Origin of the sequence: uncultured Microbacterium sp. (assembly GCF_947489255.1) — a bacterium.
In the GTDB taxonomy this organism is placed as follows: domain Bacteria; phylum Actinomycetota; class Actinomycetes; order Actinomycetales; family Microbacteriaceae; genus Microbacterium; species Microbacterium phycohabitans.
The window spans coordinates 1-15,215 of the sequence record NZ_CANLCY010000006.1 but is presented as its reverse complement, the minus strand read 5'-3'; the positions used below and the strand labels follow the sequence as shown (position 1 = coordinate 15,215).

The following is a 15,215-nucleotide window of genomic DNA, read 5'->3' as shown; positions in this document are numbered from 1 at the left end:
CGCCTCAGTCGGAGACCACGACCTTGCGGTCGAAGGCGACGTAGCCGGCGAAATCCTTTCCGACCCGTTCGACCGCTCCGTCACGAAGGTCGGGGTACGACCACGCGCCGTCCTTCAGCTCGGCGCCGTCGAGGGAGACGTTCCAGTACTGCGCGGCTCCCTTCCACGGGCACGTGTACGCCGTGGGGCTCTTCTGGAGAGCACCCTCGCGCACCGCCTGGGGCGGGAAGTACCAGTTGCCCTCGATCGAGGCCAGGTCGTCGCGGTCGGCTTCGGCGATCACGACGCCGTCGAGCACTGCCTTCATGGGTAACCCCCTCCGTGGCGCCCCGCGGGCACAGCGCCCACGGGTGACGATCCACCTCGGTCGAGGCTAGCGAGGTGCGGAACCGGTCAGCGGAAGATTGCCCCGTGTGTCGACCTGGGCTATGGTGCCGCGGCGCCGGGCACGTGGCGGCGGCTGTAGCCGTGCCGCGCCCCGGTGGCTTCGACAGGCTCAGCCACCTCCGCCGCACCCCAGGTCCCTGAGCTCGTCGAAGGGACCGGGAGCGCACGCCTACCGGTGGCTTCGACAGGCTCAGCCACCTCCGCCGCATCCGACGTCCCTGAGCTTGCCGAAGGAACCGGGAGCGCACGCCTACCGGTGGCTTCGACAGGCTCAGCCACCTCCGCCGCATCCGACGTCCCTGAGCTTGCCGAAGGAACCGGGAGCGCACGCCTACCGGTGGCTTCGACAGGCTCAGCCACCTCTGTCGCATCCGAGGTCTCTGAGCTCGTCGAAAGGACCGCGAGCCGTGGACGCTTCAGACGACGCGCGCGCCGGGGACGGGACCGTGGACGTGCAGGGCGACGAGACCCGCGGCGCTCAGGGTCACCTGCAGATCGATGGCCGACGACTCGTCGGCGGCGAGGAAGGCGAGGGTCGGACCCGATCCCGAGACCAATCCCGCCAGCGCGCCCGAGCTCTCGCCGCGTTCGAGGACCCGCGCCAGATCGGGCCGCAGGTGCAGCGCCGGGGCCTGCAGGTCGTTGCGCAAGGTCGCGGCGAGCATCTCGGCATCCCCCTGACGCAGCGCGTGCAGCACGTCGGGGTCGACCGCGGGAACACGGCGAGCGGGACCGATGTCGACCGCGTGGCGCTCGCGGTGGGCGTCGAGTTCGCCGTAGACGACGGGTGTCGACATCCCGACCTCGTTGGGCACCAGCACCCAGTCGAAGCGTCCGCGGGCGAGCGCCGGGCTCAGCTCGTCACCGCGACCGGTGCCCACGGCGGTGCCGCCGAGCAGGGCGAAGGGCACGTCGGCGCCGAGGTGGGCCGCCAGGCGGGCGAGCTCGCTCGTCGGCATCCCGAGACCCCACAGGGCGTCGCACGCGACGAGGGCGGCCGCCGCATCGGCGGAGCCGCCGCCCATTCCGCCGGCGACGGGCACGGCCTTTCGGATCGCGAGGTGCGCGCCGCGATCGACACCGGCCGCGCGAGCGAGGAGCTGCGCCGCTCGGACCGCAAGGTTGCGCTCGTCGGTGGGCACGCCCTCGATGTCGACCGGGCCCTTCGCGGTGACCGACATCGTGATGTCGTCGGACGGGGTGGCCACCATCTCCTCGTAGAGCGAGACGGCCTGGAACGCCGTCGCGAGCTCGTGGTAGCCGTCGTCCTGCACGTCGCCGACCTCGAGGAAGACGTTGATTTTCCCGGGGGCGCGCACGCGCACGGATGCGGGGGTGGGGCCGTTCATCGGTGCCCCTTCCCCGCCGCGCGACGAACCGTGTCGGGGTGTGCGAAACTGGAACGTCGGCCCGCTTCCCGCCGCCGCTCGCACAGCGGTTCGGGACAGACCGGGCCGGAGCGAGCGATGAGAGTCACTCTTCGACAGTAGCGCTCCGCTCCCCGCCGTTCGGCGCCGCCGCCGAAACGTCTTCGTAACCCCGGAACCCTACGGTGTCCGGGACCCGTCACCTACCCCCGAGGAGGCAGTATGCGCCCGATGGTCCCCCTGTCGATCGACACCGACCCCTGGCGCGCGCTGCTCTCCCGCTCCGATATCCGGATGCACGACGGCATCCTGCACGTCGTCGACGACACCTCGACCCCCTCGATCGCCGAGCGCGACGACCTGCTCACCGCGGCATCCGCCATCGAGGCGGCCGGGCTCCGCGTGCTGCTCGTGCGCGACGCGAACCGCCGCCCGAAGCTCGTGGTCGACACCGCCCATGCCGAGGCGGCGCTCGCGGCGCTGCGCGATCCGGAGCTCGGGCCGTTCTACCTCAAGGCCCGAGGCGAAGACCCCGTGCCCGCGCACAGCGTGCACCCCTCCGCCGGTTCGGTCCAGGCCTACGCCGTCTTCCGCCCCCGCACCTCGACCGAGGGCTCGTACCGTTACGGCGCCTCCCTCGCGCCCCGTCTGGAGCTCTGGCGCTTCGGAGAGCAGACGATCGAGGCCCCCCGCCCCAGCGCGCTCACGCGTCGTCGTTTCGCCGCGGCGGACCTCGACCTGGTCGAGGTCGAGCGCTACGGACGGCGCTGGACGACCGTGTCGGGCATGTTCGACGCGCACCCCAACGAGTTCACCGCCGACGTCGACATGGTCTTCTCGTGGGTCGACGGCTCCTCGAGCGAGTTCCAGCGCCAGCGCGCCGCCCGCATGAAGGGCTACGTCGTCGGCGACGGCGACGACAACGCCGCCCGCTACCGCCAGGTCGACGAGCTGCGCTACGCCCTGCGCAGCGTCCACATGTACGCGCCGTGGGTGCGCCGCATCTTCATCGCGACCGACTCCCCCACCCCCGAATGGCTCGCCGATCACCCGAAGGTCACGATCGTGCGCAGCGAGGAGTTCTTCGCCGACCCGTCGGTGCTGCCCACGCACAACTCGCACGCCGTCGAGGCGCAGCTGCACCGCATCCCGGGCCTCGCCGAGCACTTCCTCTACAGCAACGACGACATGTTCTTCGGGCGCCCGGTCACCCCCGAGCTGTTCTTCAGCGGCGGCGGCGTGAGCCGCTTCGTGGAGAGCGGGGTGCGCATCGGCAGCGGTCCGGCGCACATCGACCGCTCCGGCCACGACAACGGCCTGCGCGTGAACCGAGCGCTGCTGAAGGAGCGCTTCGGTCGCGTCATCACGCTCGACCTTGAGCACTGCGCGACCCCGCTGCGTCGCTCGGTCGCGTTCGAACTCGAGCGCGAGTTCGCCGACGACTACGCCCGCACCGCGGCCAGTCGGTTCCGATCCGCGACCGACATCTCGGTGACCAACAGCCTGTACCACTATTACGCCCTCGCCACCGGACGCGCGGTCATCACGAGCCAGCCCCGCACGCGTTACGTGCAGACCACGCAGCTGGACTCGCTCCGCACGATGGAGCGCCTCGTGTCGCGCCGCGACACCGACATGTTCTGCCTCAACGACGGCAGCGTGCCCGAGATCCCCGAGGAGGTGCGGGTGCCCGCGCTGCGCGCATGCCTCGAGCGGTATTTCCCCGTCGCCGCGCCGTGGGAGAAGACCGCGGTCAGCGAAGGATCGGCAACGGCGTCGTCGGCGGCGACACCGGTCCGCTGAACGCCCGCGACGCCGGCACCACCACGCCGGCGTCGCGCAGCCGTCGCTGCGACTCCTCGGCATCCACGTACTGGAGGGCTTCGCTGGCGGCGAGCGGTACGACCGAGTGCACCACCGTCTCGTCGTAGACGTGCACGAGGTTGAAGCCCTGCGCGCCGTCCTGGGGCCGCGTGCCCCCGACGGGCACCATCAGGTCTTGCGTGTAGCAGGTGGCCGAGGCCACCGAGACCGGGATGCCGGCGAAGGTCGCGAAGGTCGAGTAGTGCAGGTGCCCCGCGAGGATCGCGCGCACGTCGGATCCGCGCAGCACCTCGGCCAGGCTCCGCTGGTCGCGCAGCTCGACCGAGGCGGCGAGGTCGAGGACGCTCGGCACGGGCGGGTGGTGCATCGCGAGGATGGTGCCCAGGGGCGCGGGGGTGGCGAGCACCTCGGCGAGCCACCGCAACTGTTCGGGGGCGACCTCGCCGTGGTGCGCGCCGGGGACCGAGGTGTCGAGGGTGATGATGCGCAGACCGTCGAACTCGTCGACGCGGTCGACCGGGGCCGTCGGGGCGGCCGCATCACCGGGGAGCAGGCGGGAGCGGAAGGCCGCGCGGTCGTCGTGGTTGCCCATCACCCAGACCACGCGCGTGGAGAGGCGCTCGGCGAGCGGCTCGACGAGGGCGGCGACGCGATCGTACGCATCGCTCTCGCCGAAGTCGGCCAGATCGCCGGTGAACACGAGGGCGTTCGGACGGATGCCGGAGGCCTCGATCGCCGCGACCGCCCGGGCGAGATACGCCTCGGAGTCGACGTCGTCGTACAGCGGCGCACCGCCGGCACGGAGGTGGGTGTCGCTCAGGTGCAGCAGCACTCGCTCGGCACGGGGGTACTCGGCGTAACGCATCTCGTTCCTCTCGGGCCGTCGGGTACGACCTCGTCACCGGCGTGATGCTCCCGGTTGGCTCGAAATGTTACCGGCATGTTTCAGGAACATGTGATGAACACGGCGAGAATTCGCCTCGCATCGTCACGCGCCGTCATGCCGTCGCCGCCGTCGACGCCGTCGCTGCCGTCGCTGCCGTCGCTGCCGTCGACGCCGTCGACGCCGTCGTCGCGGGTCCATCGGCTGTCGCGCGGACACGGCCGGCGTCCCGGACGGGCGCGCGGCCTCGAGGGCGGGCGTGCACAACGGCGGATGTCCCACCCGACACGCCGTGCACCCGCCGACGCCCCGCGGCGTGTCGCCGGCTCCGCCCGCCGTTGTGCACGCGCGAGCGGGCGCAGCGGCCGAGAACGGGCGTCGCGGCAGGGACCGGACGTCGCGGCCGGGAGCGCGCGCAGCGGCAGGGAGCGGGTGCCGCAGCCGCTCAGACGGCGGCGATGCGGGCGTAGTCGTCGACCGTCAGCTGCTCGCCGCGCAGCGTCGGATCCACACCCACCGCCTGCAGGCGCTCCGACGCCTCCGCGGCCGTGCCGCCCAGCACGCCCGCGAGCGCCTGCCGCAGCATCTTGCGGCGCTGCTGGAAGGCGGCATCCACGATCTGGAAGGTGCGGCGGCGGTGCTCCTCGGTGCCGCGGGGTTCGGCATCCCGATCGAAGGCCACCAGCACGCTGTCGACGTTGGGAACCGGCCAGAACACCTGGCGCGACACGGTGCCGGCCAGCCGCCACGACCCATACCACGCGGCCTTGACGCTCGGCGCGCCGTAGACCTTCGACCCGGGAGGCGCGGCGAGGCGCTCCCCCACCTCGGCCTGCACCATGACGACACCGCGCTGCAGGTACGGGAACGTCTCGAGGAAGTGCAGGAGGACCGGCACCGACACGTTGTAGGGCAGGTTGGCCACGAGCACGCTCGGCTCGCCCGGCAGCTCCTCGACGCGCAGAGCGTCGGCGTCGATGACCTCGAGGCGCCCCTCGGGCACGTCGTGCGCGGCCGCGGTGGTGGGAAGGCGCTCGGCGAGTCGGTGGTCGATCTCGACGGCGACGACGGAGGCGCCGGTCTCGAGGATCGCCAGGGTGAGGGATCCGAGGCCGGGCCCGATCTCGACGACGCGGTCGGATGCCGTGACCCGGGCGGCGTGCACGATCTTGCGCACCGTGTTGGCGTCGACGACGAAGTTCTGCCCGAGCTTCTTGGTGGGGGTGACGTCGAGGTCAGCGGCGAGTCGACGGATCTCGGCGGCACCGAGGAGGGAAACGGGCATTGTTCCACTGTAGTCAGGGCTCCGCCAGAACCCTTGCCGAGCGCGAGCCGGGAGTAGCGTGTTCGGGTGAGTCACACACAGTCGATCCCCGCAAACGCCTTCACCCTCAGAAGCCCCTACGGGCGACGAGCCATCGGCCTGTCGGTCGCCGCGGCGGTCGGCGGTTTCCTCTTCGGTTTCGACTCGTCGGTCATCAACGGCGCGGTCGACGCGATCGAGGGGAACTTCGAGCTCTCGCAGGTGCTGACCGGATTCGTCGTGGCCGTGGCGCTGCTCGGGTGCGCGGTCGGCGCGATCATCGCCGGCGCGCTGTCGGACCGGTGGGGTCGCCTCAAGGTCATGCTGCTGGGGGCAGTGCTGTTCTTCGTCTCGTCCATCGGCGCGGCCCTCACCTTCAGCGTCCCCGACCTGATCCTGTGGCGCGTGATGAGCGGACTGGGCATCGGCATCGCGTCGGTGGTCGCTCCCGCCTACATCGCCGAGGTCGCTCCCCGCCAGATCCGCGGTTCTCTCGCATCGCTGCAGCAGCTCGCGATCACGCTCGGCATCTTCGGCGCCCTGCTCTCGGACGCGCTGTTGGCGAACTCCGCCGGCGGTGCGGCCAACCAGTTCTGGTTGGGTCTGGAGGCCTGGCGCTGGATGTTCCTGGTCGGGGTGATCCCCGCGGCGGTGTACGGCATCCTGTCGTTCACCGTTCCCGAGTCGCCGCGCTACCTGCTCGCGAAGGGCAAGAAGGACGAGGCCAAGGCGATCTTCGCGCGCCTCGTGCCGCCCGCCGACCTCGACAAGACGATGAAGGACCTCTCGAGCACGATCGAGGCCGACCGCAAGAACAAGAACGTCTCGCTGCGCGGGCCCGTGCTGGGGCTGCAGGGGATCGTCTGGACCGGCATCCTGCTGTCGATGTTCCAGCAGTTCGTCGGCATCAACGTGATCTTCTACTACTCGACCACGCTGTGGAAGGCCGTGGGCTTCGACGAGAGCAACTCGCTGCTCATCTCGGTCATCACCTCGGTGACGAACGTCGTCGTGACCTTCGTCGCGATCTTCCTGGTCGACCGCGTCGGCCGCAAACCGATCCTCATCACCGGCTCGCTGCTCATGACCGTGTCGCTGGGCGCGATGGCCCTGTCGTTCGCGTTCGCGACCGGCTCGGGCCAGGACGTCTCTCTCCCCGCCCCGTGGGGCAGCGTCGCGCTCGTCGCCGCGAACGTGTTCGTCGTCGGCTTCGGCGCCTCGTGGGGCCCGCTGGTGTGGGTGCTGCTCGGCGAGATCTTCCCGAGCCGCATCCGCGGCAAGGCGCTCGGCGTCGCCGCCGGTGCGCAGTGGATCGCCAACTTCGCCATCACGGTGTCGTTCCCGGCGATGTCGAGCTGGTCGCTGCCGCTCACCTACGGCATGTACGCCCTGTTCGCCGCCCTGTCGTTCGTCTACGTGCTGCTGCGCATCCCCGAGACCAAGGGCATGGAACTCGAGCAGACCGAGACCCTGTTCGTGAAGAAGGCCAAGGCGAAGGCCTGATTCCGACCGCTTGAATCCGGATGCCGAGAGGCCGGCGCCCCGTGGGGTGCCGGCCTCTCGCGTGCCAGCGTCTGCGCCGGCCCGCGCACAACCTCCGCGATGTGCGCGAAGTCAGCGGCATCCAGGCCCCGACGACGGAGGATGCGCGAATCGCTGACTTTACGCACGCCGCAGGCACGCGCCGGGAGGCGCCGGCCGCGCGCCAACACGTCGCGGCGACGCAAGCGCCGCGCGGGTCAGTCCTCGAACGCGCCGTAGACGGCGAGCGTGTTCGCCGCGACCTGGGCGGCGAGTTCGTCGGCATCCGTTCCGAGTTCTGCGGCGAGGAAACGCAACGTGACCGGGATGAGGTACGGGGCGTTCGGGCGACCGCGGTAGGGCGCGGGGGTGAGGAACGGTGCGTCGGTCTCGACCAGGATGCGATCGAGCGGGGTGACCGCGAGGGCGTCGCGCAGGTTCTGAGCGTTCTTGAACGTGACGTTGCCGGCGAACGACAGGTAGTAGCCGCGGTCGGCGGCGATGCGGGCCATGTCGGCGTCGCCGGAGAAGCAGTGGAACACCGTCTTGTCGGGGGCGCCGACGCGCTGGAGGGTCTCGAGCACGGCGTCGTGGGCGTCGCGATCGTGGATCTGCATCGCTATCGCGTGCTTCTTCGCGAGGGCGATGTGCGCCTCGAAGGAGCGGATCTGGGCCGGGATGCCGTCGGCCTCGGTGCGGAAGAAGTCCAGGCCCGTCTCGCCGATCGCGCGCACCCGCGGCTCGGCCGCGAGTTCGTCGATGACCGCGATCGCGGCATCCAGCTCTCCGGCCCGCTCGTAGACGGGAGCCTCGTTGGGGTGGATGGCCACGGCAGCCAGCACGCGGGGGTGCGACCGCGCGGCCCACGCCGACCAGCGCGACGAATCCACGTCGCCGCCCGCCTGCACGACGCCGTGCACGCCCACGGCGAGTGCGCGTTCGAGCTGCTCGTCGAGGGAGAGACCGGTGTCGCCGTCCTCGATCTCGAGGTGGGTGTGGTTGTCGTAGACCGGGATGCCGAGAGGTTCGGGCGCGGGCGGGTAGCTCACGTCGCGGCGACCGTCGGGCGAGCGCTCGCGGACGTACTGGCTGGGGTCGCCGCCGTCGATCGTTCCGCGCGGGCGATCAACCGGGGTGGAGCCGGGAGCAGCGGACGCTTCGGCCGGCTCGGCGGCAGCCGCCGACTCGCGGGGCATCTGCGTCATGCCTGCTCGACGCGCGGGAACAGCGGCGTCAGTGCAGTGACCGTCGCCCCGGGGCGCAGGACACCCCACGCGCCGGCCTCGCGGATCGGCTGCGCGGCGAGCGCGCCGAGGCCCTCTTCGGCACCGAGGGCGACCCACAGCTTCGCGGTCGACTCCGGCATGACCGGCGACAGCAGCACCGCCAGGGCGCGCAGACCCTCGGCCGCGGTGTAGAGCACGGTGCCCAGGCGCTCGCGCTGGGCCTCGTCCTTGGCGAGCGCCCACGGCTCGTTCTCGGTGATGTAGCCGTTGAGCGCGTCGACGATGGTCCAGATCGCGGCGATGGCCTCGTCGATGCGGAAGCGCTCGATCGCGGCGTCGGCCGTGGTCGCGGCATCCGCCACCACCTTCTGGATCGCGAGGTCGAGCTCGGTCGACGGGCCGGCCTGCGGAACGACGCCGTCGAAGTACTTCGAGATCATCGCGACGGTGCGGGATGCCAGGTTGCCGAAGCCGTTGGCCAGTTCGGCCTGGTAGCGGGCGGAGAGGTCTTCCCACGAGAAGGAGCCGTCCTGACCGAACGCGATCGCCGAGAGGAAGTAGAAGCGGTACGCGTCGGAGCCGAAAACGTCGGTGATCTCGGTCGGCGCGATGCCGGTGAGCTTGGACTTCGACATCTTCTCGCCGCCGACGAGCAGCCAGCCGTGGGCGAAGACACCGCGGGGCACGTCGAGGCCGGCAGCCATGAGCATGGCCGGCCAGATGACGGCGTGGAAGCGCAGGATGTCTTTGCCGACCACGTGGAACGCGGGCCAGCGGCGCGCGAACTGCTCGGGGTCGTTGCCGTAGCCGACGGCCGTGGCGTAGTTCAGCAGCGCGTCGACCCACACGTAGATGACGTGCGAGGGGTCCCACGGGACGGTGATGCCCCAGTCGAACGCCGAGCGCGAGATCGAGAGGTCTTTCAGACCGCTGCGGACGAACGAGACGACCTCGTTGCGCGCCGACTCGGGCCGCACGAAGTCGGGCTCGGTCTTGTAGAGCTCGAGCAGCCGGTCTTGGAACTCGCTGAGCTTGAAGAAGTAGTTCTTCTCCTGCAGCAGCTCGAGCGGCTTCGAGTGGATGGCGCAGACCTTGAGCCCCTCGAAGGGGCCGGTGCCGTCGACGATCTCGGCCTCGGGCTTGAACTCCTCGCAGCCCACGCAGTACAGCGCCTCGTACTCGCCGGCGTAGATGTAGCCGCGGTCGAAGAGCGCCTTCACGAACTCCTGCACGCGCTCCTCATGGCGCGGCTGCGTGGTGCGGATGAAGTCGTCGTTGGCGACGTCGAGCGTCTCGAGCAGCGGGAACCACGACTCGGTGACGAGCTTGTCGACCCACTCCTGGGGGGTGACGCCGTTGGCGGCGGCCGCGCGCAGCATCTTCTGGCCGTGCTCGTCGGTGCCGGTCAGCATCCAGGTGTCATCGCCCGCCTGGCGGTGCCAGCGCGCGAGCGTGTCGACCGCCACGGTCGTGTACCCGTGCCCGATGTGGGGCAGATCGCTGGGGTAGTAGATCGGCGTCGTGATGTAGAAGGATCGGCCGGAAGTCACCTGGAGATTCTACGGGCGACCACCGACACGGCCGACCGCATGACGCGTCCCGGCCGTCTGCGTGCGTGAGGGGCAGCGGAGTGTCGTCCAGCGCTGCTCCCAGCCCGCGCGCGCGAAAAGACCCGGATGACTCAGCGCTTGACCGCGAGCGCCGCCTGGTACAACTCGCGCGAGGAGTGCCCGGTCTGCGACGACACCTCGGCCGCCGCCTCCTTGAGCCGCACTCCCCCGCGCACGAGCTCGAGCGTCTGGTTCACGGCATCCGGGAAGGCCACCTCGCGCGCCGAGGCGCCGCCGACGACGATCGCGATCTCGCCCCGGACGCCCTCGGCCGCCCACGCGGCGAGCTCGGCGAGGGTCCCCCGCTTGACCTCTTCGTAGAGCTTGGTCAGCTCGCGGCAGACGGCGGCGGGACGATCGGCGCCGAACGCCGAAGCGAGGTCGTCGAGAGTGGATGCCAATCGCGACGGCGACTCGAAGAACACCAGCGTCCGTTCCTCCGACGCCAGCTGCGCGAAGGCCTTGCGGCGCTCACCGGGCTTGCGGCGGGGGAAGCCCTCGAACGCGAAGCGGTCGGTCGGCAGGCCCGCCACGGCGAGCGCGGTGACGACGGCGCTCGGCCCCGGGATGGCCGTGACCGTGACGCCCGCGGCGGCCGCGGCGGCGACGAGCCCGAAGCCGGGATCGCTCACGGTCGGCATCCCGGCGTCGCTCAGCACGAGCAGGTCGTCGTCGCGGGCGAGCTCGACCAGCTCGGCAGCGCGGTCCTTCTCGTTGTGGTCGTGCAGGGCGATCAGGCGCGGACGGTTCTCGACGCCGAGACCGGCCAGCAGGCGCTGCGTCGTGCGGGTGTCCTCGGCGGCCACGACCGTGGCGTTCTCGAGGGCCTCGATCAGACGCTTCGAGGCGTCGCCCAGGTTGCCGATGGGGGTCGCCGCCAGGATGATCACCGTTCCACCTTAGGCTGGGGGCCGTGAGCACAGCCGTCTCCCCCCTGCTCCCCGCCGGCGAGCAGACGCGACTCGATCGCTGGCGCGACGCGCTGCTGGCGACCCCCCGCGGTATGCGGCTGTGGCGCTGGCTCGCTCCGGCCCTCGTGACCCTCGTCGCCGCGATCCTGCGCCTCGTCGACATCGGCAACCCGCACCAGCTCGTCTTCGACGAGACGTACTACGTCAAAGACGCCTGGAGTCAGTGGGTGCTCGGCTTCCCCTCGACGTGGCCGGACGACGCCGACGCGAGCTTCGCGGCGGGCGACACCGACGTGTTCACCGGGATCGGCAGCTACGTCGTGCATCCGCCCCTGGGCCGGATCCTCATCGGAGCCGGCATGGCGCTGCTCGGACCCGACTCGGCGACGGGGTGGCGCATCTCGGCCGCCGTCATCGGCACGGCGACGGTGCTGGCGATCTACCTCTTCGCCCGGACGCTGACCGGGTCGATCCCGCTGGCCACCGTGGCATCCGGTCTCTTCGCGATCGACGGCCTCGGCATCGTGCTCAGCCGCATCGCGCTGCTCGACATCTTCCTGACGTTCTTCATCGTGCTGACGTTCTGGTTCGTCGCTCTCGATCACCGCCGTTCGGGCGATCGGATCGCCTCTCTCGTCACCGCGCGCGGGCTCGAGCACCCGATGTGGGGGCCGGTCCTCTGGAACCGCCCGTGGCTGATCGCCGCCGGCGTCGCCGCGGGAGCCGCCACCGCCGTGAAGTGGTCGGGTCTGTACGTGATCGCCGCCATCGGCGTCTACGCCGTCGTCACCGACGCCCTCGCGCGCCGACGCGCCGGGATCGTGCAGTGGCCGATGGATGCCGTGCGCCAAGGCCTCGCCTCGTTCGTGCTGCTCGTGCCGGTCGCTCTCGTCGTGTACGTGGCGAGCTGGTCGGGGTGGCTCTTCACCACCGGCGGCTACAAGCGCGGGACCCCGGTGGAGGCCACCGGTTTCTGGGCGTGGGTGCCCGAACCGCTGCAGCGGCTGTGGTCGTACCACCAGGAGATGTACGCCTTCCACGTGGGCCTGGTCACCCCGCACAGCTACGCGAGCCCCGCGTGGCAGTGGCCGCTGCTGATCCGTCCCACGTCGATGTACTGGCACCAGGACGACGCGGGCGTCAACGGCTGCGCGCTGCCGACGGGGTGCACCGAGGCGATCTCGAGCATCGCGAACCCCATCATCTGGTGGGCGGGGGTCGCGGCATCCCTCTTCCTGCTCGTGCGGTTCGTGATGGTGCGCGATTGGCGGTACGCCCTCGTGCTGACGGGCCTCGCAGCGACCTACGTGCCGTGGCTGCTGTACCCCGAGCGCACGATCTTCCAGTTCTACACGGTCGCGATGCTGCCGTTCCTCGTGCTCGCGCTCGCGTTCACCCTGCGCGAGATCGCGCGGGGGGTGAGGGGCTCGACCCGCCTGAGCGGACAGATCGTCGTGCTCGCCTTCCTCGCGCTGTGCGTCGTCGTGTCGGCGTTCTGGTACCCCGTGTGGGCGGGACTCCCCGTGCCCTACGAGTTCTGGCGACTGCACAACTGGCTGCCCACCTGGATCTGACGTGGGCGGGGCGGATGCCGAGGCGCGAGCATGACGCGAGGGGATGACTGGCTGCACGACCCGCGCCCCGTGCAGCGGGTCAGGCTCTTCCAGGACGCGCCGGTGGACCCCGGCACCTGGCCCGCGACGGTGCCCGCGGTGGCGCATTTCCTCGAGGTCGCCGGTGCCGACGGATGGGAGTTCGCCCCCGGCGTGACCTTCCTCGTCGGGGAGAACGGGTCGGGCAAGTCGACGCTCATCGAGGGCATCGCCGAGGCCGCGGGGCTTCCCGCGGAGGGCGGGTCGACCAACGGCGGAGGCGAGACACGCCGCACCGAGAGCCCGCTGGGCGAATGGCTGCGGATCGAGCGAAGCCCACGCGCTCCGCGATGGGGCTTCTTCCTGCGGGCCGAGACCATGCACAGCTACTACTCGTGGCGGGAAGACCTGCGCGACGGGGCACGCGACCTCCACGCGATGAGTCACGGCGAGTCGTTCAACGCCCTGCTCGACGAGGCCCTCGACCACGAGCGCTACGTCGCCGGGCTCGCCTGCCTCGACGAACCCGAGGCGGCGCTGTCGTTCTCGTCGACGCTGCGCTGGCTGGCATCCCTGGATCGCATGCGCTCGCGCGGAACGCAGGTGATCTGCGCGACGCACTCCCCCGTTCTGGCCGCCCTGCCGGGAGCGACGATCCTCGAGCTGGGCGACTGGGGCATCCGCGAGAGCGCGTGGGACGACCTCGAGCTGGTGCGGTTGCATCGGGGGTTCTTGGAGGCGCCGGGGAGGTTCCTGCGGCATCTGCTGGAGTGAGGGAGACAGCCGCATCGTGGGGCGACGGGCGCGGCTCAGGAGCGCAGTGCCGATCCGCGAAGATGAGCGCGGACCTTGCAGCCTTCGCCGGAGCATCCGCGGGTTCCCGCCGGCTCGGCAGAACCGCGACGTCTCACGAGCCCGCGAGCCCCCTGCCCGTAACACCGCGGGGCCCTCTCTCGCGACGAACCCGCGCGCCGCGTCGTAAGCCGACCGGGATGGGCGGCCGCCTCAGACCAGCGCCGCCGGATCCGTCGTCGGCAGCGCGCACGTGAACGCGCGGCAGTCGTAGGCCGTTGCCTCGCCGCCCTGGGCGACCTTTCCCTCGAAGAGCTCGAAGCCGGCCGCGGCGAAGGCCTGCGCTTGCGCCGGGGACACCACCGCGACGACGTCGGCGGCGACCCGACGGGCGGCGTCGGCGATCGCGGCATCCGCCTCTCCGACCACGACGACCTGTCGCGGGGCGGTGATGAGTCCGAGGGCGACCTCGAGGATCGCCCCGTGCGCGAGCGGCGAGGCGAGGGCGACCTCGGCGGCGGCGCGCACCAGCGCTTCGGCGGCGTCGCGGTAACGCTCCCCCGCGCCGAGACGCCACAGGTCGAGGGCGGCCGCGGCGAAGACCGACGGTCCGGAGGGCGAGGCGCCATCGGTGGGGACGCCGTGCGGCTGCATGCCCTGCGCGACGAGCACTGCGTCACCACCGCCGGGAGGATGGATGCCGTCGTCGGTGAGGCACAGGTCGAGGAGGGTCCGCGCGCGCTCGGCGTAGGCGACCTCGCCGGTCGCCCGGGCGAGGGCCACCAGGCCGCGCGCGAGGCCGCCGTAGTCCTCGAGGGTCGCGGGCGCGGCGGAGCGGATCTCGTCGAGCGACGCGCGGCGCAGCGTGCCGTCGTCGGCGACGTTGCCCTCGATCACGGCGTCGGCGGCCCAGCGAGCGGCCTCGAGGAAGCGGGGATCGGTGCGGGTGCCCGCGAGGGCGAGAGCAGCGATCGCGTGCCCGTTCCAGCCCGTGACGACCTTCGCGTCGAGGGCCGGGGGCTGAAGCCGCGCGCGCTGCTCGGCGGGCAGCCGATAGTAGCCGCCCTCGTTGCGGGCGCCGTCGATGACCGACTCGGAGTCCTGCGCGGCAGCGATCCCGCCGGTGGGCAGCTGCAGGACGTCGACGAGGAAACGCGCGGCGTCGGTCGCGGCCGCCTCGTCTCCCGCGGCGAACGCGACCTCGACGAGGCCGGCGTTGTCGGTGAGCATGCGCTCGAAGTGCGGCACGCTCCAGTCGCGGCGCGTGGCGTAGCGGAAGAAACCGCCCTCGACGGTGTCGTGCAGGTCGGAGCCGGCCATGGCGGCGAGGGCACGGGATGCTACGCCCGCGGCATCCGGCACCGTCTCGGTCAGAGCGGGGTGCTGCAGGAACCGCAGCACGGGGGTGTTCGGGAATTTGGGCGTCTCGAAAGCCGGCCCCGCGGCGAAGCCGCCGTACTCGCGATCCTCGCGCGCGGCGATCGCGCGGGCGGCGGAGGCGAGCTGGTCGAGGGCGGGCGGTGCGTCGGCGGGGGCGGTCGCCGCGGCGGCGAGAGCATCGCGGAGCGACGAGCCGGTGGCATCCACTTCACCGCGTCGCTCGGTCCACGCCTCGCGGACCGCGGCGAGCACCTGCCGGAAGGAGGGCTGCGGCGGGCGCGGCGTCGGTGGGAAATACGTGCCGGCGTAGAAGACCCGCCCCTCGGGGCTCGCGAACACGGTTAGGCCGTGTTGCTATATCCATTGGAGTGCTGCGGCGAGGTTGAGTCCGGCTGCGTATGAGGTGGCGGTCTTGTCGT

Annotated in this window: 12 protein-coding genes; 4 read left to right on the top strand and 8 right to left on the bottom strand. The window is 71.3% G+C overall.

The features are described from left to right. Nucleotides 1-4: 4 nt before the first annotated feature. Nucleotides 5-307: a DUF427 domain-containing protein gene (locus Q0818_RS15855; protein WP_298877155.1), complete on the bottom strand. Its 303-nt coding sequence runs from the start codon at nucleotides 305-307 to the stop codon at nucleotides 5-7. 496 nt (nucleotides 308-803) lie between these two features. Then, nucleotides 804-1,736, bottom strand: a complete 933-nt coding sequence (locus Q0818_RS15850; RefSeq protein WP_298877152.1) for a 4-(cytidine 5'-diphospho)-2-C-methyl-D-erythritol kinase — start codon at nucleotides 1,734-1,736, stop codon at nucleotides 804-806. 240 nt (nucleotides 1,737-1,976) lie between these two features. Between Q0818_RS15850 and Q0818_RS15845 the strand changes: the two genes are divergently transcribed. Next, a complete protein-coding gene (locus Q0818_RS15845; protein WP_298877149.1) occupies nucleotides 1,977-3,557 on the top strand; it encodes a stealth family protein in 1,581 nt (526 codons plus the stop codon). On the opposite strand, the gene Q0818_RS15840 is transcribed toward Q0818_RS15845, so the two are convergent. Together Q0818_RS15840 and rsmA are read right to left on the bottom strand one after the other, a co-directional pair. After that, nucleotides 3,508-4,443: a phosphodiesterase gene (locus tag Q0818_RS15840; protein WP_298877146.1), complete on the bottom strand. Its 936-nt coding sequence runs from the start codon at nucleotides 4,441-4,443 to the stop codon at nucleotides 3,508-3,510. The two genes, Q0818_RS15845 and Q0818_RS15840, sit on opposite strands and share 50 nt — an antisense overlap. Nucleotides 4,444-4,906: 463 nt before the next feature. Further along, the gene (rsmA, locus tag Q0818_RS15835) at nucleotides 4,907-5,746 is read right to left on the bottom strand and encodes a 16S rRNA (adenine(1518)-N(6)/adenine(1519)-N(6))-dimethyltransferase RsmA (protein ID WP_298877144.1); all 840 of its coding nucleotides are present in this window, start codon (nucleotides 5,744-5,746) and stop codon (nucleotides 4,907-4,909) included. A gap of 66 nt (nucleotides 5,747-5,812) precedes the next feature. Between rsmA and Q0818_RS15830 the strand changes: the two genes are divergently transcribed. Beyond that, entirely contained in the window at nucleotides 5,813-7,267 is a 1,455-nt protein-coding gene (locus Q0818_RS15830) for a sugar porter family MFS transporter (RefSeq protein ID WP_298877142.1), read from the top strand. Nucleotides 7,268-7,503: 236 nt separating this feature from the next. Here the strand turns inward: Q0818_RS15830 and Q0818_RS15825 are convergent, their stop codons facing one another. The 3 genes from Q0818_RS15825 to rsmI all read right to left on the bottom strand — a co-directional run bounded on the left by Q0818_RS15825 (nucleotide 7,504) and on the right by rsmI (nucleotide 11,011). Beyond that, nucleotides 7,504-8,481, bottom strand: coding sequence for a TatD family hydrolase (locus Q0818_RS15825; RefSeq protein ID WP_298877263.1), 978 nt, complete (start codon nucleotides 8,479-8,481; stop codon nucleotides 7,504-7,506). Between the two features lie 5 nt (nucleotides 8,482-8,486). Continuing rightward, nucleotides 8,487-10,061, bottom strand: a complete 1,575-nt coding sequence (metG, locus tag Q0818_RS15820) for a methionine--tRNA ligase (protein ID WP_298877140.1) — start codon at nucleotides 10,059-10,061, stop codon at nucleotides 8,487-8,489. Between the two features lie 131 nt (nucleotides 10,062-10,192). Continuing rightward, on the bottom strand, nucleotides 10,193-11,011 hold the full coding sequence (gene rsmI, locus Q0818_RS15815; RefSeq protein ID WP_298877138.1) for a 16S rRNA (cytidine(1402)-2'-O)-methyltransferase: 819 nt from the start codon (nucleotides 11,009-11,011) through the stop codon (nucleotides 10,193-10,195). Between the two features lie 23 nt (nucleotides 11,012-11,034). Between rsmI and Q0818_RS15810 the strand changes: the two genes are divergently transcribed. Both Q0818_RS15810 and Q0818_RS15805 read left to right on the top strand, forming a co-directional pair. Then, on the top strand, nucleotides 11,035-12,606 hold the full coding sequence (locus Q0818_RS15810) for a phospholipid carrier-dependent glycosyltransferase (protein WP_298877136.1): 1,572 nt from the start codon (nucleotides 11,035-11,037) through the stop codon (nucleotides 12,604-12,606). 30 nt (nucleotides 12,607-12,636) lie between these two features. Further along, nucleotides 12,637-13,398, top strand: coding sequence for an AAA family ATPase (locus Q0818_RS15805; RefSeq protein ID WP_298877133.1), 762 nt, complete (start codon nucleotides 12,637-12,639; stop codon nucleotides 13,396-13,398). A 231-nt stretch (nucleotides 13,399-13,629) separates the two neighbouring features. Here the strand turns inward: Q0818_RS15805 and Q0818_RS15800 are convergent, their stop codons facing one another. Next, nucleotides 13,630-15,135, bottom strand: a complete 1,506-nt coding sequence (locus Q0818_RS15800; RefSeq protein ID WP_298877130.1) for a DUF255 domain-containing protein — start codon at nucleotides 15,133-15,135, stop codon at nucleotides 13,630-13,632. Nucleotides 15,136-15,215 lie beyond the last annotated feature (80 nt).

Excerpts from the sequence above, each read along its gene's own strand:
- Q0818_RS15855 (WP_298877155.1), bottom strand. The coding sequence starts at position 307 with ATGAAGGCAGTGCTCGACGGCGTCGTGATCGCCGAAGCCGACCGCGAC.
- Q0818_RS15850 (WP_298877152.1), bottom strand. The coding sequence starts at position 1,736 with ATGAACGGCCCCACCCCCGCATCCGTGCGCGTGCGCGCCCCCGGGAAA.
- Q0818_RS15845 (WP_298877149.1), top strand. The coding sequence starts at position 1,977 with ATGCGCCCGATGGTCCCCCTGTCGATCGACACCGACCCCTGGCGCGCG.
- Q0818_RS15840 (WP_298877146.1), bottom strand. The coding sequence starts at position 4,443 with ATGCGTTACGCCGAGTACCCCCGTGCCGAGCGAGTGCTGCTGCACCTG.
- rsmA (WP_298877144.1), bottom strand. The coding sequence starts at position 5,746 with ATGCCCGTTTCCCTCCTCGGTGCCGCCGAGATCCGTCGACTCGCCGCT.
- Q0818_RS15825 (WP_298877263.1), bottom strand. The coding sequence starts at position 8,481 with ATGCCCCGCGAGTCGGCGGCTGCCGCCGAGCCGGCCGAAGCGTCCGCT.
- Q0818_RS15805 (WP_298877133.1), top strand. The coding sequence starts at position 12,637 with ATGACGCGAGGGGATGACTGGCTGCACGACCCGCGCCCCGTGCAGCGG.